This window comes from Mycobacterium sp. B14F4, assembly GCF_039871645.1.
GTDB lineage: Bacteria > Actinomycetota > Actinomycetes > Mycobacteriales > Mycobacteriaceae > Mycobacterium.
Window position 1 is genome coordinate 434,591 of record NZ_JBDPMF010000005.1, and the last position, 20,319, is coordinate 454,909.

Sequence of the window (20,319 nt, forward strand, 5' to 3'; positions counted from 1 at the left end):
GATGCGCTATCTGCTCACGCATCTGGACGACCTGTGGGCGCTGACGGTCATCCATCTGCGGCTGTCGCTCATCCCGATCGTGCTGGGGCTGGTGATCGCCGTCCCGGTGGGCGCATTGGTGCAGCGGACCACCGCGCTGCGCCGGCTGACGACGATCACCGCGAGCATCGTGTTCACGATCCCGTCGCTGGCGTTGTTCGTGGTGCTGCCGTTGATCATCCCGACGCGCATCCTCGACGAGGCCAACGTCATCGTCGCGCTGACGTTGTACACGTGCGCGCTGCTGGTGCGGGCGGTGCCAGAGGCGCTCGACGCGGTGCCCGAGCCGGTGCGTGACGCCGCCACCGCGGTGGGCTACCGACCCTTGGTCAGGATGCTGAAAGTCGAACTGCCGCTTGCTGTTCCGGTACTGATTGCCAGCCTGCGCGTCATCGCCGTCACCAACATCTCGATGGTGTCGGTGGGTTCGGTGATCGGCATCGGCGGGTTGGGCACCTGGTTCACCGAGGGCTACCAGGCCAACAAGAGCGACCAGATCGTCGCGGGCATCATCGCGATCTTCGTGCTGGCGATCGTCGTCGACACGCTCATCATGCTGGCGGGCCGGGCGCTGACCCCTTGGACACGTGCGTCACGCGCGCCGCGCACCGGTCGGGCGAGGGGGGTCGCCGCGTGAGCCCGATGAGCTTTGTGACCGATGCGCTGTCCTACATCTTCACCGGGGCCAACTGGGCAGGCCCGGCGGGCCTCGGAGCGCGGATCGCCGAGCACCTGCAGTACACCGCCGCCGCGGTGTTCTTCTCGGTGCTGATCGCCGTCCCGGTCGGAATGCTCATCGGCCACACCGGCCGCGGCACGTTCGTCGTCGTCACCGGGGTGAACGCGTTGCGCGCGCTGCCGACGCTCGGGGTGCTGCTGCTCGGTGTGCTGCTGTGGGGCCTGGGCCTGGTGCCGCCGACGGTGGCGCTGATGCTGCTCGGCATTCCGCCGCTGCTGGCTGGCACCTATGCGGGCATCGCGAACGTCGACCGGTCGGTCGTCGACGCGGCGCGGTCGATGGGGATGACCGAACGGCGCATCCTGCTGCGCGTGGAGACGCCGATCGCGCTGCCGCTGATCCTCGGCGGGTTGCGCACCGCCACGTTGCAGGTCGTGGCGACCGCGACCGTCGCCGCCTACGCCAGCCTCGGCGGCCTGGGCCGCTACCTGATCGACGGCATCAAGGTGCGGCAGTTCTCCGTGGCGTTGGTCGGCGCGCTGATGGTGACCGCGCTGGCGCTGCTTCTCGACGCGGCGCTGGCGTTCGCGGTGTGGGCGTCCGCTCCGGGCAGCGGTCGGTTGCGGCGCATGCCGCAGCCGTTGCTGGGTGACGAAGTCCTCCTCGAATCGCGTCCGCGCGCAACATCACACGCAGTCTCCAAAAGTGCCGCGACGGCACGTTACGAACGAGGGGATCCTTCGCCTACGGTATAGGGGTGAGTGAAGCAGTCGGCTCCGATGCACAGGGAAACGCCTGGCCGGCGATCCTGACCTGGCGGGCGCACGATGTGCCGCGGATGGAATCGGTTCGGGTGGGGTTGTCGGGCAACCGGATCAAGGCCTACGGCCGGATCGTGGCCGCCGCGACGCCGTCGCACCCGGCCTTCTCCGCCTCCTACGATCTGGTCACCGACGAAGCAGGCGCCACCAAGCGACTGTCGATGACCGTCACGCTCGCCGAGCGGGAGCGCCAGCTGTCGATCGCCCGCGACGAGGAGAACATGTGGCTGGTGCAGGACCACACCGGCAAGTCGCAGCGCTCGGCTTTTGACGGCGCTCTCGACGTCGACGTGATCTTCAGCCCGTTCTTCAATGCGCTGCCGATCCGGCGCACCGGCCTGTACCGGCGGTCGGACTCCGTCAGCTGCCCGGTGGTCTATGTGCGGCTGCCCGAGGTCTCCGTCGAGACGGCCGTCATCAGCTACAGCAGCGCCGGCCCCGACAACCCGGACGGGATCAAGCTGCACTCCCCGGCCGCCGAGACCACCATCAGTGTGGACTCCGACGGGTTCATCCTCGACTACCCAGGACTGGCAGAGCGGATCTGATCACGCCGCCCGCGCGGCCGGCGGCGGCGAGTTCGTCGCGCCAGCGATCCTCGCCGATGACGGTCGTGACGATGTCGGGCCTGCCGAAGCTGTCGTAGCGGACGCGTGCGGCGTGGCCGGCGTCCACCAGGTCGCTGAGCGGCTCCCGACGGGCCAGCGCCTCGCGGGCATGGGTGAGCAGTTCCAGCGCGCGGTCGAGTGCGGGCAGCACTTGGTCGGCGTTGGCCTCGCACATCGCGCGGACCAGGTCGGGCGCGCTCGCGGCAACCCGGGTGCCGTCGCGGAACGAGCCTGCGGCGAGCGCGAACGCCAGCGGCGCCTCGCCGGCGGTGACGGCGAGCGCCTCGGCCAGCAGGTGCGGCAGATGCGAGATGATCGCCGCGGCCGCGTCGTGTTCGTCTGAGCGCGCGGGCACGACGACCGCTCCACAGTCCAGTGCCAGGTTCATCACCAACGCCCACACGCCGGGGTCGACGTGATCGTCGACGCTGACCACCCAGGGCGCGCCGACGAACAACCGGGCGTCGCCGGCCTGCCATCCGGAGTGTGCTGTGCCGGCCATCGGATGTCCACCGACGAACCGGTCGAGCAGGCCGAAGAATCGGACCTCCTGCTCGACAGCGCTTTTCACGCTGGTCACGTCGGTCAGCGGGCATTCGGGAGCGAGGTCGCGGATGTGGCCCAGCATCTGCGCAAGCGCGGGAACCGGCACGGCGAGCACCACCAGAGCGTTGCTGGCGGCGGCCCTGGTGAGCACGGTGTCGATGTTCTCGTCGGCGTCGAAGCCGTCGGCCTTCGCCGCCTGGACGGATTCCAGCGACCGGTTGTAGCCGAAGACCTCTCGTCCGGCGGCGGCCGCGGCGCGCATCACCGAGCCCCCGATCAGTCCCAGACCGAGCACACAGACCGGCGTGTTCGTCACCTCACCAGACTGGCATATCGACCGCATCGACCGACGTCAGGCTTGGTCGGGATTCCTGGTCAATGGCCTGGTCGGCGACTACCGTAACCCGACATGGGAGCACAGCGTGCGCCGGCGCAGGAGCAGTCCGTCGATACCCCCGACGGCTTCGGCGTGGCCGTCGTCCGGGAGGACGGCAAGTGGCGGTGTGCACCGATGCACCGTGTCGTGTTGACCAGCCTGACCGCCGCGGAGACCGAGCTGCGGGAAATCCGTAGTGCCGGAGCGGTATTCGGGCTCATCGACGTCGACGACGAGTTCTTCGTGATCGTGCGCCCCGCGCCCGCGGGGACTCGGCTGTTCTTGTCCGATGCCACGGCGGCGCTGGACTACGACATCGCCGCCGAGGCGCTGGAGATGCTCGACGCCGACATCGAGCCCGAAGAGCTCGAAGAGGCCGAGCCGTTCGAGGAGGGCGACCTGGGGCTGCTGTCCGACGTCGGCCTGCCCGAGGGGGTGCTCGGCGTCATCCTGGACGAATCCGACCTCTACGCCGACGAACAGCTGGGCAGGATCGCCCGCGAGATGGGGTTCGCCGACGAACTGTCCGCGGTGCTCGACCGTCTGGGTCGGTGAGTCGGAGGCGTTGAACACCAGCGACGAGCAGCTGATCCGGGCCGCGCTCGAGGCGGCGCGCGCCGCCGGACCCCGTGACGTGCCGGTCGGCGCGGTCGTCGTCGCCGCCGACGGTACCGAACTGGCCCGCGCCGCCAACGCGCGCGAGGAGCTCGGCGACCCCACCGCGCACGCGGAGATCCTGGCGATGCGGGCTGCGGCGGCGGCCCTTGGCGACGGCTGGCGGTTGGAAGGCACCACGCTGGCGGTCACCGTCGAACCGTGCACGATGTGCGCGGGCGCGCTGGTGATGGCCCGTGTCGCTCGTCTGGTTTTCGGCGCGTGGGAGCCCAAGACGGGGGCGGTCGGCTCGTTGTGGGACGTGGTGCGCGACCGACGCCTAACCCACCGGGCCGAGGTTCGCGGCGGCGTGCTGGCCGACGAGTGCGCCGCGCCGCTGGAGGAGTTCTTCGCGAGGCAGCGCTGAGCGACGAGCGGCCCCCACGTTCGCGAGGCGTACACCAGGGTCGCGGTCAGGTCCAACTTCACGACCCTGGTGTACACCTCGCGAAGTACACATGTCGCACGGCGCGATTGGAGTAGAAGCACCGGTGCCCGGTAAGCTGCCACACGGTGGCGTGTCCGAGCGGCCTAAGGAGCACGCCTCGAAAGCGTGTGACGGGTAACCCCCGTCCGAGGGTTCAAATCCCTCCGCCACCGCCAAAGTGTCTGCAGGTCATACGTTATTTGGCCCTCTTCGCTCACTTCTGTGCACATTTTGAGCACGTTCCCGCCCAGAGCCCGCCCGTGCTTAGCGGCTGTGCGAACCTTCCGCCACCGCGTCCAGGTCGTCGTCGAACAGATCGGCGTAGGCGTCCTGTGTCATCTTGGCCGAGGTGTGGCCCAGCATCCTCTGCAGAGCCGGCACGTTGACGCCAGCGCTCAACGCCAGAGATGCACAGGTGTGACGCCGGACCTGGGCTGAACGGGCGAAGCAATCGGCAAGCGTCATGCTTACAGGCAAGCGGGTCGTGCGTAGAGGGGTGGCTGACACTATGCCCAGGCGCTACCTCTCAGAGGTTCCTCACATGTGTGTGCCGTCCTCGCCTACGGTTGACGTTGGTCGAGCGCACGACACCACCGTTCACCACGCAGGGGGCGGCATCAGGACGGTGTCGATGAGGTAGAGCGTTGCGTTAGCGCTGATGATCCCGCCGCAGAGCACCAGTGCGTCGTTGACCCAAAGGCGATCAGCAGGACCTGTGACGGATAGCTCGCCGCCCTGCAGGGTCGTGTGCGTGCCGTTTATGTCGGTGGGGCTGAACCGTCCGGGGATCACGTGGTAGGTCAGCAGTCGCGTCAGCCATGCTGCGTTGGTCTGCATTGCGGCGGTCACCTCAGGGGGCAGTCGGGAGAACGCATTGTCTACCGGCGCGAAGATAGTGACCTGGCCCGCGTTGAGGGTGTCGACCATGTTCACGGCGGGGTTGAGCTTGCCGGACAGTGCCGCGCTCAGAGCGCTGAGTTTGGGGTTGTTCGCGACCGCCATGCTCGGCGGCTGCTGTGCCACACCAGCCATTGAGCCCGCGCCCGCTTGACCCTCTGGTACATAGACGGCGCACGAGGGACCGATGGGCTCAGCCACCGGATCGGCGCTGGCGCTCGCCGTCGACAACACCAGAAGTGTTGCGACGGCCATCGCTGTCGCACCTGGGCGGTAGTGCCAGAAACTCACCCACACGTCCGGTGGCTTACCCGTTCTCACCGTAGAAACGCATTAAGGCTGGGGCTAAGACGTTGCTGAATAGGTTCAAACCCCTCCGCCACCACCATATTTCTTCTGCTATTGCGGTCCCGCGCCGATCGCGAGCAGGGCGTCGTCGTCGTCCAACGTTGGGGTCCCGGCCCCGATCCGCGCCACGGTCAGCCCGTCGGTGTAGAGCAACTGCGTTCACCGGGTTTGAGCAGAATGTGGGCCGCCGCGAAGCGAGGGTGCTCGCCACTTACTATCTGCGTATACGCAGCTAGCGGTCCGGTTCGGCGCGCCGCCCTCAGTGCAGTCGATCGGCACAGGTACTTTTGCTGAAATTGGGGCGACATAGATACCGGAGAGCCCATGTCGAGCGACCTGACCGATCTGCAACTCCTGAAGGCGCTCGAACCGGTGGTGGAGAGCAACCTCAACCGGCACCTGTCGATGCGCAAGGACTGGAATCCGCACGACTACATCCCGTGGTCGGACGGCAAGAACTACTACGCTCTGGGGGGCCAGGACTGGGATCCCGAGCAGTCGAAGCTCTCCGAGGTCGCTCGGGTGGCGATGATCCTCAATCTGCTGACCGAGGACAATCTGCCCTCGTATCACCGTGAGATCTCACAGAACTTCGGCTTGGACGGCGCGTGGGGTCAGTGGGTGAACCGCTGGACCGTTGAGGAGAACCGTCACGGCATTGCGCTGCGCGACTATCTGATCGTCACCCGGGCAATCGATCCCGTTGAGCTCGAGCAGCTGCGCATCGAGCAGGTGACTCGCGGTTTCTCGCCCGGCCAGAACGATCAGGGCGAGGACATCCTGTTCGCCACCCGCTTGTTCGACTCGGTCATCTATGTGACGTTCCAGGAACTCGCGACGCGCGTTTCGCACCGCAATACCGGTAAGGCGTGCAATGAGACTATCGCCGACCAACTGCTGCAACGAGTTTCGGCCGACGAGAACCTGCACATGATCTTCTACCGCGACGTCTCAGAGGCCGGCTTAGAGATCGCGCCGAATCAGGCGATGCACTCGCTGCACCATGTGTTGCGCAACTTCAAGATGCCCGGGTACACCGTTCCTGACTTCCGCCGCAAGGCCGTGACCATCGCCGTCGGCGGCGTCTTCGACCCGCGGATCTTCCGCGATGACGTGGTGATGCCGGTGCTGAAGAAATGGCGCATCTTCGAGCGCGACGACTTCACCGGCGAGGCGGCGCGCGAGCGTGATGACCTCGGAGTGCTCGTCGAGGAACTCGAGGACGCCTCGCAGAAGTTCGAGGAGTCCAAACGGCGTCAGCTCGAGCGCCAAGCCCGTGCCGGCCACCGGGTGCCGGTCGCCTCGAATCAGGCCTGACCTGATCGCATTCCCGCGCCGATCGCGAGCAGCGCCCCGTCGTCGAAGCGGTGCGGCACCACTTCGGTGTGCGCTTCGGTCGGGCCGTCGGTGTAGAGCAGCAGCGTGGCGCGCGCACACTCGCACGGCCGGAGGGGTGCGACATAAACGCTCGGCGACTTCAACGGCCCAGTTCGGGGTGGCCGGGCGCGCTCGCGATGGTCGGGGCGATCGCCTGCGACCAGCCGAGGTAGTTGCTGTAGCGCGGCGAGGGCGCCACGAGCACCGAGGATCGGCACGTTGTCGCGGACCTGCGCGTTCATCGCGACCACCTTCCGTCGTGCGGGGAACCTGTCACCAACGGCGACGGCTAGGTGCCGAACGGGTGATCGAGGTACCCTCGTAACACTCGGGGGAGTCACCAGGGCGGCCAGTTCAGAGCCGACGAGTTTCGATCGTCTCTGCCGCTGAGCCATCCCTGCGGACGCTATTGTCAGTTCGTCACTAAAGCAGGGGTCAGGGCGACCGCGGTGACCATCGCGAAAGAATTGGTTGCAGATGCGCGCGCTTCATGACCATGGCCCGGCGCCCATGTCCGGCGAGGGCTCCGCGCTGCACACGTTCCACGTCCTGCTCGTCGAGGACGACCGGGGCGACGCCATCCTGGTCGAAGAGTTGATCGCCGACGCCGACGCTGACATCAACGTCGTGTGGGCCCCGTCGATGGAGGACGCCGAGCGTTACCTCAACCACGCCCGGCCCGACTGCGTGCTGCTCGACCTGAACCTGCCCGACGCCGACGGCATCAAGGCGCTCGACCGGGTCGCCAGGCGCGACGGCACCCTGCCGATCGTCGTGCTGACCGGACTCAACGACGAGCACTTCGGCATTTCGGCGGTCGCCGCGGGTGCGCAGGACTACTTGGTCAAGGGCCGGGTCGAACCGGAGACGCTGCGCCGCGCGCTGCTGTACGCGGTGGAACGCAAACGCGCCGAGCTGACCGCCGTCGAGCTGCACGCCAGCGAACTGCGCGCCATGGAGAACGCCCGACTCGAGCGGGGACTGCTGCCCTCGCCGCTGCTGCTCGACCCGCCGGGGGTCGACATCATCGCCGAGTACCGGCCCAGCCGTCAGCACGCGCTGCTCGGCGGCGACTTCTACGACTTCGTGCAGACGACGGACCGCACCGTGCACGTCATGGTCGGTGACGTCGCCGGGCACGGGCCCGACGAGGCCGCGCTGGGCGTCGCGCTGCGCATCGGCTGGCGGGCGCTCACGTTCGCCGGCCTGCGCGGAAACGAGCGCATGCGCCAACTGGAACGCGTCCTGAGTACCGAACGGCCCGGCTCGAGCATCTTCGCTACGGTGCTGTCCGTCGCGATATCGCCGGACAACCTGAGCTTCAACGTCGTGTCGGCGGGCCACCCGGGGATGCTCGTGCACGGCCCGGGCACCGTGGAGTGGCTCGAGCCGGAGGTCGGTCCGGCACTGGGCCTCAACGGCTACGAGTGGCCGCTCAACATCTTCGAACTACCGAAGGGCTGCGGCCTGGTGCTGTTGACCGACGGCCTGTTCGAGGGCTACTCCGGGCACGGCAACGAGCGACTCGGCGAGAAGGGCCTGCTCGAGGTGGCCAGGACGTATGCGCACCTGCCGGGTGCCGAGTTCGTCAGGACGCTCATCGACGACGTGGAGCGCCGTGCCCAGTCCGTCGGCGGCATCAGCGATGACATCGCCGTCGTACGGGTCCAGCGGACGGCGACTGAATGAGGTCTCGCTTCACGGTCCAGGGCTGGCAGAACCTAGTGCTCGCGGCGATGGGTGTGGTGGTGCTGGCCGGCGCAATCGCGGGCGCGTTCTTGTTGAACCGCACCGACGAGGTCTCGTCCGAGATCACCGGTGAGATCGGGCCGATGCGCATCGGCGCCTATCAGCTGCAGGCCGCCCTGCGAGACCAGGAGACGGCGGTGCGCGGCTACGCGATGTCCGCCGACCCGCAGTTCCTCGAGCCGTACTACGCCGGGCAGCGAGCCGAAGAGGCTGCGGCGCAACAGGTTCGCGACTACGCCGCAGACCGGACCCAGGTGCTCGACGACCTCGACGCCATCGAGCGCGCGGCCGTGGTGTGGCGCGGCGTCTACGTCGAGCCCGTCATCGCGGCCGTCACGCCGGGCCGGGTCGTCGTGCTGCCCCCGGAGACGGCCCAGCGCGGTGAGGTGGCGTTCGGCAACCTGCGGCGGCTGTTCGACCAGCAACTCGTTCAACTGCAGCAGGCCCGCACCACCGCCGACGAGGAACTCGCGCAGATCAAGCGGTGGCGCGACAGCGTGCTGATCTCGATCGTCGCGGCGTTCCTCGTGGCCGCGGCGCTGCTGGCGGTGGTGGTGCGCATCGCCGTCACCCGGCCGCTCGCCGCGCTCGCCGCGTCGTGCCGCAGGATCACCGAGGGCAGCTTCGACGAGAGGATCGTGCCGCGCGGGCCGCGCGACATCCGCGCCATCGCCACCGATGTCGAGGACATGCGGCAGCGGATCGTCGACGAACTCGATTCGTCGCACCAGGCCCGGATGCGACTGGCCGACCAGGCGCTCGAACTGCAGCGCTCCAACGCCGAACTCGAGCAGTTCGCCTACGTCGCCTCGCACGACCTGCAGGAGCCGTTGCGCAAGGTCGCCTCCTTCTGCCAGCTGCTCGAGAAGCGCTACGGCGACAAACTCGACGACCGCGGCAAGGAGTACATCGGCTTCGCGGTCGACGGAGCCAAACGCATGCAGATCCTTATCAACGATCTGCTGACCTTCTCGCGGGTCGGCAGGCTGAACTCGACCGAGATCGAGGTCGACCTCGGGGCCGCGCTGGACGATGCCGTCGACAATCTGGCCACCTCCGTCGAGGAGTCCGGCGCCGAGATCGTCCGGCAGGGCGAGCCGTTGCCGCGCGTCACGGGCGATCCCACGCTGCTGACGATGTTGTGGCAGAACCTGATCGGCAACGCGGTGAAGTTCAGGCGCCCCGGCGTCACACCGTGCATCGTCATCGAGTGCGCCACGGGCACCGAGTCCCAGGACGGCTCGTGGGTGTTCACCGTGACCGACAACGGGATCGGCATCCCCGACGAGTTCGCCGAGAAGGTGTTCGTGATCTTCCAGCGCCTGCACGGTCGCGACGCCTACTCCGGCACCGGAATCGGTCTGGCGCTGTGCCGCAAGATCATCGAGTACCACGGCGGCACGATCTGGATCGACACCGCCTACACCGGCGGCACCCGGTTCCACTTCACCATCCCCACCGCTGTCGACGAGACCGTCGCAGCCGACTTGGAAGGAAGTACTGCATGACGACCGAGGCCAGGGCGATCGACGTACTGCTTGTCGAGGATGACCCCGGTGACGAGCTGATCACCCGGGAAGCGTTCGAACACAACAAGATCAAGAACAATCTCCACGTCGCCCACGACGGGGAGGAAGGCTTGGACTTCCTGTACCGGCGCGGCAGGTTCGAGAATGCGCCCAGGCCCGATCTGATCCTGCTCGACCTGAACCTGCCGAAGTACGACGGCAGGCAGTTGCTGGAGCAGATCAAGTCCGACGCCGACCTCAGTCACATCCCGGTGGTGGTGCTGACGACGTCCTCGGCCGAGGAGGACATTCTGCGCAGCTACAAGCTGCACGCCAACGCGTATGTGACCAAGCCGGTCGATCTCGACCAGTTCATGAACGCCGTCCGGCAGATCGACGAGTTCTTCGTTCAGGTGGTGCGGCTGCCGCACTCCTGAACGGCGCCGGTGCGGAAGGTGATCCGCACCGTGGTGCCCGCGGAGGTGCGCGACAGCTCGACGCGGTCGCTCGTCGCCTCGATGATCGGCAGCCCGCGGCCGCGGGTGGAGGGTCCGTCGCTGGGTCTGCGCCAGGCGCCGTGATCGCAGACGCAGACGATGATGTCGTCGTCCTCGACCGATGCCTCGACCTCGATGATGCCGTCACCGGAGTTCCGGTAGGCGTGCTCGACGCTGTTGGTGCACGCCTCGTTGACCGCGAGCACTATGTCGGCGACCACCGCTTCGGGCACGCCGAGCGGTTCGATCCAGGCCAGCAGTCGACGGCGGATCTGCGCCAACCGGTCCGCGGTCGCCGGCACTTTGATCCGCAAAGGGTCCGCCCATCGCGGACGCGCGTCGATCCCCACTCCGTGGTTGTACCCCGCGGGGACCGATTACTCACGTAGGCCACGCGTACGCTGTCGATCTCGAAGCGGTAGCGAGGCCAACATCACAGCGAAAGGGCGTTTACATCATGCCGGTGCTGACCCCGCAGCACGAGGACTTCCCGCGGTGGTACCAGGACGTGCTGACCAAGGCGAAGCTGGCCGAGAACGGCCCCGCCCGCGGCACCATGGTGATCAGGCCGAACGGCTACGCGATCTGGGAACGCATGCAGGCCGAAATTGACGCGCGCATCAAAACGGCTGGCGCACAGAATGCTTACTTCCCACTGCTGATTCCGATGTCGTTCTTCGAGCGTGAGGCCGAACACATCGAGGGGTTCAGCCCCGAACTCGCCGTCGTCACGCACGGCGGCGGCAAGGAACTCGCCGAGCCGCTCGCCATCCGGCCCACCAGCGAGGCGGTCGTCGGCGAGTACATGGCCAAGTGGATCGACAGCTACCGCGACCTGCCGCTGCTGCTCAACCAGTGGGCCAACGTCGTCCGGTGGGAGATGCGACCGCGAATCTTCCTGCGCACCACGGAGTTTCTGTGGCAGGAGGGCCACACCGCGCACGCCGGTGAGGCCGACGCGCGGGCCTACGCCCGCGGCATCCTGCACGACGTCTATCGGCAGTTCCTGCGCGACGTCATGGCCGTGCCGGTGATCGTCGGGCGCAAGACGGCCAAGGAGCGGTTCGCGGGCGCGGCCAACACCATGACGTGTGAGGGCATCATGCGCGACGGCAAGGCGCTGCAGATGGCCACGTCCCACGAGCTCGGCCAGCGGTTCAGCCGCGCCTTCGACATCACCTACTCCAGCGCCGAGGGCACCTCCGAGCTGTGCTGGACCACGTCGTGGGGCGCGTCGACCCGGATGATGGGCGGCCTGATCATGTGTCACGGCGACGATTTCGGGCTCGTCGTGCCGCCTGCCCTGGCGCCGGTGCAGGCCGTCGTCGTGGTGGTCAAGGACACCGACGGCAGCGACGGCCCCGTCACCCGGGCCGCCGCAGCGCTGACGGACCGACTCGAAGGGCGCGGTGTGCGGGTCCTGCTGGACGACAACGTCGTCACCGGCTTCGGCCGGCGGGCCACCGACTGGGACCTGCAGGGGGTTCCGGTGCGGGTCGAGCTGGGGCCGCGCGACATCGACAAGAACGCCGCGCTGCTCTACCGGCGCGACACCCGCGCCAAGAGCACCGTCGGCCTCGACGCCGTCGCCGACGAGGTGCAGCGGGTGCTCACCCGGATGCAGGCCGACATGCTCGACGCCGCGACCGCCAGGCGCGACGCGCACGTCACCGACTGCTCCACGCTCGACGAGGCCCGCGAGGCCGCCCAGACCGGGGTCGCGCGGTTGCCATGGGAGCTCGTCGGCGACTCGGGGGAAGAGGAACTCGCCGCGGCGGGTGTCACGGTCAGATGCCTGCAGCGGGGCGACGGCACGCTGCCCGATGACTCGCTCGAAGACACTGCCGACGACGGCGTGCTGGCCTATGTGGCGCGGGCGTATTGAGCCTCATCAGCCGTAGAACGTGACGGTGAAGTCCTGCGTCCAGGCGCCGTCCTTACAGCTCAGCGGGAAGCCGTCGGGCGTCTGGGCCACTCCGGTGGAATCACCGCACGGCAACCGGTTGGTGCGGACGCCGACCAACGGCGGCGATGCGATCCAGGTGCCTCGCGAGTTGCACGCCAAGGTGTTGCCCGAGGCGTCGATGCCGAAGTTGTAGCGGGTGTTCTGCGCGCACTCCGTGCCCTCGACGGCGGTGCGGTCCACATAGGGGACGCAACCCGCGCCGTCGCAGTACCCGGGTGACGCCGGCGCATTCGCGGCGGTGAACAACGGTGCGGCGACGAATACGCATGCGAGCGCAGCTGCAGCCATGAGCCTCATGCGCTTAGCCTAAGTGCCCGACAAACGGGGTGGACACCGAATAGGCTCATCGACCATGAAGCGCGTGACCGGAGTTCTCGCCGCGGCTCTCCTGGTGGGCCTGGCCGCCCCCGCCGCCCCGACGGCAGACGCCGACACCGTGGCCTATCTGGTCAACGTGCATGTGCGACCGGGCTACAACTTCCCGAACGCCGAGGCCGCGATCGGCTACGGCAGGTCGATCTGCGACCGGGTCGCGGCGAAGATGAGCTACGCGCAGCTCGTCGACCAGGTGAAGGCCGACTTCCGCACGACGGACTACTACCAGGGCGCCTACCTGATCAACCAGGCGGTCAACGAGTTGTGCCCCGCGCAGATCTGGCAGCTGCGCGAGTCCGCGGCCGGTTACACCGGCCGGTAGCGGGCCCGCCGTCATGACGACGACGGCGCCCCGCAGGGACGCCGCCGCCGCCTGACGAACTCTGTGCGCCGCTACGGGCAGGAGACCTCGATCTCGAACGGCTTGTTCACCGGCTGCATCGGGTTGGCCATGTCCACACCCGTCGCCGTGCCGGAGATCTTGTAGGTGTTGCCGTCCTTCTCCACCTTGGCCTCGCCCTGGCCGGTGCCGCTCGTGTAGCCGAGCGTCACGCCGTTGACGTTGCCGAGTCCAACGGACTGCACGGTGGGCTCGTCGCCGGAGCTGACGACCGCGCCTATGCCGGTGGTGGCGTCGCCGATCGCGATGTTGGTGTTGCCGCCCATGCTGCTGCACACGACGGTGCCCTGGACTTGCTGGTCCTGGCCGTCGATCGTGACGGTGGTCTTGCCCTCGGCGGCAGCGGCGGTCGACGTCTCACCCGAGGTCGACGACTTCTCTTCCGACGAACAGCCGGACAGGCCGGCGATCACGATCGCCGCACCCCCGACGGCGACCACAAATCCACGCTTCACCAGTGTTCTCCTTCGTTTGTCGTGACCCGTCAAGATCGGATCATCTAGAGCAGTATGGTGCGCGGCCACCGCCCCAACACTGAATTGCGGAAAATGGTGTCTTCAGCAGGACACCCGAACCGCGAAGGTGCCCGGTACGCGGAAACTCGGCGAATCGGTCTTGAAGCCGTCGGCGGTGCCGGTGATGTCGTAGGTGCGCCCGGTCATCGTCACCTCCGCGGCGCGATCGGCGAGGCCGTTGGCGTAGCTGCCGGTGAACCCGCCGAGATCGTTGATGCGGACGAACTCGGCGGTCAGCGCGTCCTGGTTCGACACCATCGCCGTGACTCCCGAGTTGTCCTCACCGATCGTGATGGTGCTCAGCGGACCGGTGGTGGTGCAATCGACGGCGCGGATGACGCCGACGTCGTTGCCGTTGACGGTCACCTCGGCGGTGCCTGCGACGAGTTCCCCCGCGGGCGGGCTGTAGTCGGGTGGGTCCGATGAACACCCCGCCAGCATCAGCGCCGTCGCGGCGGCCGCCACCCACGGATTCCTCACAGTGCAGAATCTACGACGTGGCCGACCCGAATTCTGCGTCTCGTCAGAATGAGTCGGCCCCGGATTTCAGCGTCGACGCCGAACTGCCGGGACGATTCGGGCGCGCCGGGGTGATCCGCACCCCCCACGGTGAGATCCACACGCCGGCCTTCATCCCCGTCGGCACCCAGGCCACCGTCAAGGCGGTGCTGCCGGAGGCGATGAAAGAGCTTGGCGCACAGGCGGTTCTAGCCAACGCCTACCACCTGTACCTGCAGCCGGGACCGGACATCGTCGAGGAGGCCGGCGGGGTGGGCGCGTTCATGAACTGGCCAGGGCCGACTTTCACCGACAGCGGCGGGTTCCAGGTGCTCTCGCTGGGGGCCGGCTTCCGCAAGGTGCTGGCGATGGACACCGAGCGGGTGCAGGCCGACGACATCATCGCCGAGGGCAAGGAACGACTGGCCGACGTCGACGACGACGGCGTGACCTTCCGGTCGCACCTCGACGGCTCCACTCATCGGTTCACCCCGGAAACCTCGATCGGCATCCAGCACCAACTCGGTGCGGACATCATCTTCGCGTTCGACGAGCTGACCACCCTGGTCAACACCCGCGGCTATCAGGAGCGCTCGGTGCAGCGCACCCACGAGTGGGCGGTGCGGTGCATGGCCGAGCACCGCAGGCTGTCCGCGGCCCGGCCGGATAGGCCGAGACAGGCGCTGTTCGGCGTGGTGCAGGGCGCGCAGTACGAGGACCTGCGCAGGCAGGCCACCCGCGGGCTGGTGTCGATCGGCTTCGACGGTTACGGCATCGGCGGGGCGCTGGAGAAGCAGAACCTGGCGACAATCATCGGCTGGGTGTGCAGCGAACTGCCCGCGGACAAGCCGCGCCACCTGCTGGGCATCAGCGAGCCCGACGACCTGTTCGACGCCGTCGCCGCGGGTGCGGACACCTTCGACTGCGTGTCACCGTCGCGGGTGGCGCGCAACGCCGCGGTGTACTCGGCGACCGGCCGCTTCAACATCACCAACGCGCGGTTCCGCCGCGACTTCCGCCCGATCGACGAGGGCTGCGACTGCTACACCTGCGGGCACTACACGCGCGCCTACGTGCACCACCTGTTCAAGGCCAGGGAGATCCTCTCGGCGACGCTGTGCACCATCCACAACGAGCGGTTCGTGGTCAGGATGGTCGATCAGATGCGCGTGGCGATCAAGGCGGGCGAGTTCGACGAGCTGCGCGCCGAAACGCTCGGCCGGTACTACTCGACGCGTGCACAATAAAGACGTGACCACCAGCACCGACGCGCAGGAGCTCCTGCTCCGGCTCCTCGACCCGTCGAACCGGTCCGACCCCTATCCGATCTACGACGAGATCCGCGCCCACGGTCCGCTGCAGATGCCGGACATGCACCTCACTGTGTACTCCTCGTTCGCCGACTGCGACGCGGTCTTTCGCCATCCGTCGTCGGCCAGCGACCGGTCCAAGTCCACCGTCGCCCGGCGTCAGATCCAGACCGGTTCCGCGCAGGCGGAGCCGCCGAGCTTCTTGTTCCTCGACCCGCCCGACCACACCAGGTTGCGGCGGCTGGTCAGCAAGGCCTTCGCGCCGAAGGTCGTCAAGGCGCTGGAGCCCGACATCGACGCGCTGGTCGACTCGCTGCTCGACGACGCGGATGCCGAGTTCGACGTCGTCGACGGCCTCGCCTACCCCCTGCCCGTCGCGGTGATCTGCCGGCTGCTCGGCGTGCCGATCGAGGACGAGCCGCAGTTCCGGCGAGCGTCGACCATCCTGGCTCAGGCGCTGGACCCGGTTTTCACCTTCACCGGGGAGACGCCGCAGACCTTCGCGGAGATGGTGGACGCGGGGATGTGGCTGCGCGGCTATCTGCGGGAACTGATCGCGCGCCGCCGGGCCGATCCGGCCGACGACCTGATCTCGGCCCTGATCGGGGTCGAGGAGTCCGGTGATCAACTCACCGAGGCCGAGATCGTCTCCACCTGCAATCTCCTGCTGATCGCCGGTCACGAGACGACGGTCAACCTGATCGCCAACGCGACCCTGGCGATGCTGCGGCGCCCGGATCAGTGGGCGGCGCTGGGCGCCGACCCCCAGCGGGTCTCCGCCGTCATCGAGGAGACGCTTCGCTACGACCCGCCGGTGCAGTTGGTGGGCCGCATCGCCGCCGACGACATGACGGTCGGCGACATCACGGTGCCCAGGGGTGACGTCATGATGCTGCTGATCGCGGCCGCTCACCGCGACCCGGTGGCGTTCGACCGGCCCGGCGAGTTCGACCCCGATCGCGGCGCGATCCGCCACCTCGGCTTCGGCAAGGGCCCGCACTTCTGTCTCGGTGCCCCGCTGGCCCGGCTCGAGGCCTCGATCGCGCTCTCGGCGCTGACCGCCCGGTTCCCCGCCGCCCGGCTCGCCCGCGAACCGGAGTACAAAGCCAACCTGACGCTGCGCGGTATGGCTTCGCTTTCAGTTGTCATATAGCGATCGCACAACGGATTCCTTGCAGGTACGGTCTACCGGCATGCGCGTTCTCTTGGTCGGCGCGGGCGGTGTGGGGGCGGCGTTCTGCTCCATCGCGGCGCGCCGCGACTTCTTCGATCACGTCGTGGTCGCCGATTACGACGAGAGCCGGGCGCGCCGGGCCGCCGATACCGTAGGCGACGTCCGGTTCACCGCGGCGCGCGTCGACGCGACGTCGGCCGATGCGATCGCCGATCTGGTCCGCCGCCACGACGTCACCCACGTGATGAACGCCGTCGACCCGCGGTTCGTCATGCCGATCTTCACCGGCGCGCTGGCCGGCGGCGCCGACTACCTCGACATGGCGATGAGCCTGTCGCAGCGCCATCCCGACCAGCCGTATGCACTGACCGGCGTGAAACTCGGCGACGAGCAGTTCGCTCTGGAAGAGCAGTGGCGCGAAGCCGGGCGGTTGGCGTTGGTCGGCATCGGTGTCGAGCCGGGACTGTCGGACGTGTTCGCGCGGTACGCCGCCGACCATCTGTTCTCCGAGATCGACGAGTTGGGCACCCGCGACGGGGCCAACCTCACCGTCGACGGCTACGACTTCGCGCCGTCGTTCTCGATCTGGACCACCATCGAGGAATGCCTCAACCCGCCGGTCGTCTGGGAGGCCGACCGGGGGTGGTTCACCACCGAGCCGTTCAGCGGGCCGGAGATCTTCGATTTCCCGGAGGGCATCGGACCGGTCGAGTGCGTCAACGTCGAGCACGAGGAGGTGCTGCTGATGCCGCGCTGGATCAAGTGCCGGCGCGCGACGTTCAAGTACGGGCTCGGCGAGGAGTTCATCGACGTGCTCAAGACACTGCACAAGCTCGGCCTGGACCGCACCGAGAAGGTGACGGTCGGTGGCGTCGAGGTCAGCCCCCGCGATGTGGTGGCCGCGTGCCTGCCCGACCCCGCGACGCTGGGGCCCAAGATGCGCGGCAAGACGTGTGCGGGTCTGTGGGTGACGGGCACCGGCAGGGACGGCAACCGCCGGTCGACGTACCTGTATCACGTCGTCGACAACGAGTGGTCGACGGCTGAGTACGGACACCAGTGTGTGGTCTGGCAGACCGCGATCAATCCCGTTGTGGCGCTGGAACTTCTGGCCGACGGCACCTGGAGCGGCACCGGGGTGCTGGGCCCCGAGGCGTTCGACTCGGTCCCGTTCCTCGACTTGCTGACGGCCTACGGCTCGCCCTGGGGGCTCCGCGACCTATAGCGCGACCATGCGTAGTAAGTGAACTATGTCGCGGAAAAGCAGCAGTTTGCGCACACTCGCGGCAGCCGAACCTGCGCAGACGGTTAAGATTCCGCGCCATGCCCGAAGAGCTGACCGCCGAGCAGGCCGCCGCCCGCCTCGCGACCGTCGACAGTCTGGGAATCCCGCTCGGCCCCGGCCAGCCGCCGGCGTTTCTGCGCGCTCTCGGGGAGCGCACGGACTGGACCGGGTTGAACGTCTACGGCGCGCTGCTCGCCGTCGGTACCGAGCTGTTCTCGCGGGCCGGGGTGCACTACCTGTCCGGCTTCTTCGGGCCGCTGGAACGGGCACTGCGCGACAGCGGCGCCAACATCGAGTTCGTGCCCGCGGACTTCCGTCGCTTCGGGCCGTTGCTCGAGCGGCAGGCGCCGCGGGTGATGACGACCGTCGCGACACCACCCGACGCCGACGGCTGGTGCTCGCTGTCGCTGCACGCCGGCGGCACGGTCGACGAGCTACGCCGCGCGGGCGCCGACACCGAACGCGTGCTGGTCGTTGAGGTTTCGGACGCCTACCCGCGCACGTTCGGGTTGGGGGAGCGGCATCGCCACGCGCTGCACGTCGACGAGATCGACCTCCTGGTGCGCTCGGCCGACGCGCCCCTGGCGCTGCCCGAGGGGCCGCCCACCGATGTCGACAAGGAGATCGCGCGGCACGCGGTCGGCTTCGTCGAGTCCGGCGCGACGCTGCAGACGGGGATTGGATCGATCCCCAGCCAGATCGCCACGCTGTTGGCCGAGGGCGACTGCGGCGGCTTCGGCCTGCACAGCGAGATGTTCACCGACGGCTGCATGCGACTGCACCGGGCGGGCAAGGTCACCAACACCGGCAAGGGCCAGTACGACGGCGTCAGCGTGACGACGTTCGCCTTCGGCTCACCGGAACTCTATGCGTGGCTGGACGACAACGACGACGTCGCGTTCCTGCCCGTCGACGTCGTCAACGCGCCCGACGTGATCGCCGCCAACCGCGACATGATCTCGATCAACGGCGCGCTCGCCGTCGACATCCACGGCCAGGTGGTCGCCGACACGATCAACGGTGAACAGTTCAGCGGCATCGGCGGCGCCGAGGATTTCGTGGCAGGCGCGGGACTCGAACTCCCGGACCGCTCACTGATCTGCCTGCCCTCGACGTTCGAGAAGGACGGCGTGCTCCGGTCGCGGATCGTGCCGTGGTTCGGGCCGGGCGCCGTGATCACCACGCCGCGGCACCACGTCGACGTGATCGTCACCGAGTACGGCGCCGCCGAACTGGAGGGCAAGACCGTCCAGCAGCGCGGCGAGGCGCTGGCCGCGATCGCCCACCCGCAGTTCCGCGACGAGCTCATGGCGGCCGCGGGACGCGCGGCCAAGGGCCGCTCGCCCGTCGAATAGCGGCGCATCAGGGACGGTAGATCCACGGGTGGGTCGGCAGCCGCGCCGGGTCGAACTCGGCCAACATCTCCTCGACGGTCGACGCCCGCCAGCCCAGCGACGAACTGATCTGCCGCACAGCGCGTTCGACGCCGATCTCGGCGAGCGTCACCGCACCATCGCGTTTGGCCAGCCGCGCCCCGTCCTCGTTGAGGACCAGCGCGACATGGGCGTAGGTCGGCTCCGGGTACCCCAGCATGCGCGCGAGGTAGGCCTGCCGCGGCGACGACGGCAGCAGGTCGTCGCCACGCACCACCTGGTCGACGCCCCGCGTGGCGTCATCGACGACGACGGCGAGGTTGTAGGCCGGCACACCGTCGCCCCGGCGCACCACGAAGTCGTCGACGATACCGGTGTAGTCGCCGTGCAACACATCGTGGACGGTGTAGGTGATCACGTCGGTGCGCAGTCGCAGGGCGGGCGGCCTGCCCGTCTCGGCGCGCCGCACCGCGCGCTCGCCGTCGGTGAGCTCACGGCATGTGCCCGGATAGGCGCCCTGGGGGGCGTGTGGGGCCCGCGGCGCCTGCGCAATATCCCTTCTGCTGCAATAGCATTCGTACAGTAGCCCGCTGTCGTCCAGGGCTGCGACGATCTTGTCGTAGCGATCGCGATGCTTAGACTGCCACTCCGGTGGCTCATCCCAGGTGAGCCCGATCGCGGCCAGATCGTCGAGTTGCCGCTGTCCGATCTCGGCGTGGGTGCGGTCGTCGAGGTCGTCGACGCGGATCAGGAAGCGGCGGCCGGTGGACCGGGCGAACATCCACGCGAGCACCGCGGTGCGCAGGTTGCCGATGTGCAGATCGGCCGACGGGCTCGGGGCGAACCTGCCGGCGGTCATCCCCGCAATGTAGCCAGCCGCGCCGGGCGCGTCGCTTG

Annotated in this window: 23 protein-coding genes, 1 tRNA gene and 1 pseudogene; 16 read left to right on the top strand and 9 right to left on the bottom strand. The window is 68.2% G+C overall.

All coding sequences use genetic code 11. The annotated features are described in order from the left end of the window. Position 1 precedes the first annotated feature (1 nt). The 3 genes from ABGB19_RS17095 to ABGB19_RS17105 are packed head-to-tail and all read left to right on the top strand — an operon-like array spanning position 2 to position 2,087. Positions 2 to 676 (top strand): ABC transporter permease, encoded by a 675-nt coding sequence (locus ABGB19_RS17095; RefSeq protein ID WP_347687140.1) that lies wholly within the window; start codon positions 2 to 4, stop codon positions 674 to 676. Between the two features lie 5 nt (positions 677 to 681). Continuing rightward, on the top strand, positions 682 to 1,473 hold the full coding sequence (locus ABGB19_RS17100; protein ID WP_347687141.1) for an ABC transporter permease: 792 nt from the start codon (positions 682 to 684) through the stop codon (positions 1,471 to 1,473). Positions 1,474 to 1,475: 2 nt separating this feature from the next. Next, positions 1,476 to 2,087, top strand: coding sequence for a putative glycolipid-binding domain-containing protein (locus tag ABGB19_RS17105; RefSeq protein WP_347687142.1), 612 nt, complete (start codon positions 1,476 to 1,478; stop codon positions 2,085 to 2,087). Here the strand turns inward: ABGB19_RS17105 and ABGB19_RS17110 are convergent. Beyond that, complete coding sequence (locus ABGB19_RS17110) at positions 2,050 to 3,009, bottom strand: prephenate dehydrogenase (protein ID WP_347687143.1); 960 nt, start codon at positions 3,007 to 3,009, stop codon at positions 2,050 to 2,052. The genes ABGB19_RS17105 and ABGB19_RS17110 overlap by 38 nt on opposite strands. 93 nt (positions 3,010 to 3,102) lie before the next feature. On the opposite strand from ABGB19_RS17110, the gene ABGB19_RS17115 reads away from it, so the two are divergent. The 3 genes from ABGB19_RS17115 (at position 3,103) to ABGB19_RS17125 (ending at position 4,326) form a co-directional block, all read left to right on the top strand. Then, positions 3,103 to 3,624, top strand: coding sequence for a tRNA adenosine deaminase-associated protein (locus ABGB19_RS17115; RefSeq protein ID WP_347687144.1), 522 nt, complete (start codon positions 3,103 to 3,105; stop codon positions 3,622 to 3,624). A gap of 10 nt (positions 3,625 to 3,634) precedes the next feature. Further along, positions 3,635 to 4,090: a nucleoside deaminase gene (locus tag ABGB19_RS17120; RefSeq protein WP_347687145.1), complete on the top strand. Its 456-nt coding sequence runs from the start codon at positions 3,635 to 3,637 to the stop codon at positions 4,088 to 4,090. A gap of 145 nt (positions 4,091 to 4,235) precedes the next feature. After that, positions 4,236 to 4,326 (top strand) — tRNA-Ser (locus ABGB19_RS17125). 88 nt (positions 4,327 to 4,414) lie between these two features. Here the strand turns inward: ABGB19_RS17125 and ABGB19_RS17130 are convergent. Next, a pseudogene (locus ABGB19_RS17130) lies at positions 4,415 to 4,573 on the bottom strand (tyrosine-type recombinase/integrase); the annotation flags it as partial. 174 nt (positions 4,574 to 4,747) lie between these two features. Next, positions 4,748 to 5,302 carry a fasciclin domain-containing protein gene (locus ABGB19_RS17135; RefSeq protein ID WP_347687146.1) on the bottom strand — a complete coding sequence of 185 codons (555 nt, stop codon included), beginning with the start codon at positions 5,300 to 5,302 and terminating at the stop codon, positions 4,748 to 4,750. A 417-nt stretch (positions 5,303 to 5,719) separates the two neighbouring features. Between ABGB19_RS17135 and ABGB19_RS17140 the strand changes: the two genes are divergently transcribed. Then, positions 5,720 to 6,712, top strand: coding sequence for an acyl-ACP desaturase (locus ABGB19_RS17140; RefSeq protein ID WP_347687147.1), 993 nt, complete (start codon positions 5,720 to 5,722; stop codon positions 6,710 to 6,712). Here the strand turns inward: ABGB19_RS17140 and ABGB19_RS17145 are convergent. After that, the gene (locus ABGB19_RS17145; RefSeq protein WP_347687148.1) at positions 6,703 to 7,014 is read right to left on the bottom strand and encodes a hypothetical protein; all 312 of its coding nucleotides are present in this window, start codon (positions 7,012 to 7,014) and stop codon (positions 6,703 to 6,705) included. The genes ABGB19_RS17140 and ABGB19_RS17145 overlap by 10 nt on opposite strands. 268 nt (positions 7,015 to 7,282) lie before the next feature. Here ABGB19_RS17145 and ABGB19_RS17150 point away from each other — a divergent pair, with 268 nt between their 5' ends. Genes ABGB19_RS17150 through ABGB19_RS17160 form a run of 3 tightly spaced genes read left to right on the top strand, consistent with a single transcriptional unit; the run spans position 7,283 to position 10,466 of the window. Further along, positions 7,283 to 8,461, top strand: a complete 1,179-nt coding sequence (locus ABGB19_RS17150) for a SpoIIE family protein phosphatase (protein WP_347687229.1) — start codon at positions 7,283 to 7,285, stop codon at positions 8,459 to 8,461. Next, entirely contained in the window at positions 8,458 to 10,029 is a 1,572-nt protein-coding gene (locus ABGB19_RS17155; RefSeq protein ID WP_347687149.1) for an ATP-binding protein, read from the top strand. The genes ABGB19_RS17150 and ABGB19_RS17155 overlap by 4 nt, the downstream gene beginning before the upstream one ends. Further along, complete coding sequence (locus ABGB19_RS17160; RefSeq protein WP_347687150.1) at positions 10,026 to 10,466, top strand: response regulator; 441 nt, start codon at positions 10,026 to 10,028, stop codon at positions 10,464 to 10,466. The genes ABGB19_RS17155 and ABGB19_RS17160 overlap by 4 nt, the downstream gene beginning before the upstream one ends. On the opposite strand, the gene ABGB19_RS17165 is transcribed toward ABGB19_RS17160, so the two are convergent. Further along, the gene (locus tag ABGB19_RS17165; protein WP_347687151.1) at positions 10,439 to 10,828 is read right to left on the bottom strand and encodes an ATP-binding protein; all 390 of its coding nucleotides are present in this window, start codon (positions 10,826 to 10,828) and stop codon (positions 10,439 to 10,441) included. The genes ABGB19_RS17160 and ABGB19_RS17165 overlap by 28 nt on opposite strands. A 155-nt stretch (positions 10,829 to 10,983) precedes the next feature. Between ABGB19_RS17165 and proS the strand changes: the two genes are divergently transcribed. After that, complete coding sequence (proS, locus tag ABGB19_RS17170; RefSeq protein ID WP_347687152.1) at positions 10,984 to 12,411, top strand: proline--tRNA ligase; 1,428 nt, start codon at positions 10,984 to 10,986, stop codon at positions 12,409 to 12,411. Between the two features lie 6 nt (positions 12,412 to 12,417). Here proS and ABGB19_RS17175 read toward each other — a convergent pair whose 3' ends face one another. Then, positions 12,418 to 12,789, bottom strand: a complete 372-nt coding sequence (locus ABGB19_RS17175) for a hypothetical protein (protein ID WP_347687153.1) — start codon at positions 12,787 to 12,789, stop codon at positions 12,418 to 12,420. A gap of 55 nt (positions 12,790 to 12,844) precedes the next feature. Here ABGB19_RS17175 and ABGB19_RS17180 point away from each other — a divergent pair, with 55 nt between their 5' ends. Then, positions 12,845 to 13,189, top strand: coding sequence for a DUF732 domain-containing protein (locus tag ABGB19_RS17180; RefSeq protein WP_347687154.1), 345 nt, complete (start codon positions 12,845 to 12,847; stop codon positions 13,187 to 13,189). 71 nt (positions 13,190 to 13,260) lie between these two features. Here the strand turns inward: ABGB19_RS17180 and ABGB19_RS17185 are convergent, their stop codons facing one another. Further along, positions 13,261 to 13,722, bottom strand: coding sequence for a lipoprotein LpqH (locus ABGB19_RS17185; RefSeq protein WP_347687155.1), 462 nt, complete (start codon positions 13,720 to 13,722; stop codon positions 13,261 to 13,263). Positions 13,723 to 13,824: 102 nt separating this feature from the next. Next, positions 13,825 to 14,262, bottom strand: a complete 438-nt coding sequence (locus ABGB19_RS17190; protein WP_347687156.1) for a lipoprotein LpqH — start codon at positions 14,260 to 14,262, stop codon at positions 13,825 to 13,827. Between the two features lie 17 nt (positions 14,263 to 14,279). On the opposite strand from ABGB19_RS17190, the gene tgt reads away from it, so the two are divergent. The 4 genes from tgt (at position 14,280) to ABGB19_RS17210 (ending at position 19,404) form a co-directional block, all read left to right on the top strand. Continuing rightward, positions 14,280 to 15,527 (top strand): tRNA guanosine(34) transglycosylase Tgt, encoded by a 1,248-nt coding sequence (gene tgt / locus ABGB19_RS17195; protein ID WP_347687157.1) that lies wholly within the window; start codon positions 14,280 to 14,282, stop codon positions 15,525 to 15,527. 4 nt (positions 15,528 to 15,531) lie between these two features. Then, positions 15,532 to 16,743, top strand: a complete 1,212-nt coding sequence (locus ABGB19_RS17200; RefSeq protein ID WP_347687158.1) for a cytochrome P450 — start codon at positions 15,532 to 15,534, stop codon at positions 16,741 to 16,743. A gap of 40 nt (positions 16,744 to 16,783) precedes the next feature. Next, complete coding sequence (locus ABGB19_RS17205) at positions 16,784 to 17,989, top strand: saccharopine dehydrogenase C-terminal domain-containing protein (RefSeq protein WP_347687159.1); 1,206 nt, start codon at positions 16,784 to 16,786, stop codon at positions 17,987 to 17,989. Between the two features lie 98 nt (positions 17,990 to 18,087). After that, positions 18,088 to 19,404, top strand: a complete 1,317-nt coding sequence (locus tag ABGB19_RS17210; RefSeq protein ID WP_347687160.1) for an acetyl-CoA hydrolase/transferase C-terminal domain-containing protein — start codon at positions 18,088 to 18,090, stop codon at positions 19,402 to 19,404. 7 nt (positions 19,405 to 19,411) lie between these two features. Here the strand turns inward: ABGB19_RS17210 and gluQRS are convergent, their stop codons facing one another. Next, positions 19,412 to 20,281 carry a tRNA glutamyl-Q(34) synthetase GluQRS gene (gene gluQRS / locus ABGB19_RS17215; RefSeq protein WP_347687161.1) on the bottom strand — a complete coding sequence of 290 codons (870 nt, stop codon included), beginning with the start codon at positions 20,279 to 20,281 and terminating at the stop codon, positions 19,412 to 19,414. Positions 20,282 to 20,319 lie beyond the last annotated feature (38 nt).

What these genes read in the sequence shown, in the direction of transcription:
- ABGB19_RS17210 (WP_347687160.1), top strand. Translation starts at nt 18,088, where the DNA reads ATGCCCGAAGAGCTGACCGCCGAGCAGGCCGCCGCCCGCCTCGCGACC.
- ABGB19_RS17095 (WP_347687140.1), top strand. Translation starts at nt 2, where the DNA reads ATGCGCTATCTGCTCACGCATCTGGACGACCTGTGGGCGCTGACGGTC.
- ABGB19_RS17140 (WP_347687147.1), top strand. Translation starts at nt 5,720, where the DNA reads ATGTCGAGCGACCTGACCGATCTGCAACTCCTGAAGGCGCTCGAACCG.
- ABGB19_RS17205 (WP_347687159.1), top strand. Translation starts at nt 16,784, where the DNA reads ATGCGCGTTCTCTTGGTCGGCGCGGGCGGTGTGGGGGCGGCGTTCTGC.
- ABGB19_RS17175 (WP_347687153.1), bottom strand. Translation starts at nt 12,789, where the DNA reads ATGAGGCTCATGGCTGCAGCTGCGCTCGCATGCGTATTCGTCGCCGCA.
- ABGB19_RS17155 (WP_347687149.1), top strand. Translation starts at nt 8,458, where the DNA reads ATGAGGTCTCGCTTCACGGTCCAGGGCTGGCAGAACCTAGTGCTCGCG.
- ABGB19_RS17115 (WP_347687144.1), top strand. Translation starts at nt 3,103, where the DNA reads ATGGGAGCACAGCGTGCGCCGGCGCAGGAGCAGTCCGTCGATACCCCC.
- ABGB19_RS17150 (WP_347687229.1), top strand. Translation starts at nt 7,283, where the DNA reads ATGTCCGGCGAGGGCTCCGCGCTGCACACGTTCCACGTCCTGCTCGTC.
- ABGB19_RS17135 (WP_347687146.1), bottom strand. Translation starts at nt 5,302, where the DNA reads ATGGCCGTCGCAACACTTCTGGTGTTGTCGACGGCGAGCGCCAGCGCC.
- ABGB19_RS17145 (WP_347687148.1), bottom strand. Translation starts at nt 7,014, where the DNA reads ATGAACGCGCAGGTCCGCGACAACGTGCCGATCCTCGGTGCTCGTGGC.
- ABGB19_RS17180 (WP_347687154.1), top strand. Translation starts at nt 12,845, where the DNA reads ATGAAGCGCGTGACCGGAGTTCTCGCCGCGGCTCTCCTGGTGGGCCTG.
- ABGB19_RS17160 (WP_347687150.1), top strand. Translation starts at nt 10,026, where the DNA reads ATGACGACCGAGGCCAGGGCGATCGACGTACTGCTTGTCGAGGATGAC.
- ABGB19_RS17100 (WP_347687141.1), top strand. Translation starts at nt 682, where the DNA reads ATGAGCTTTGTGACCGATGCGCTGTCCTACATCTTCACCGGGGCCAAC.
- proS (WP_347687152.1), top strand. Translation starts at nt 10,984, where the DNA reads ATGCCGGTGCTGACCCCGCAGCACGAGGACTTCCCGCGGTGGTACCAG.
- gluQRS (WP_347687161.1), bottom strand. Translation starts at nt 20,281, where the DNA reads ATGACCGCCGGCAGGTTCGCCCCGAGCCCGTCGGCCGATCTGCACATC.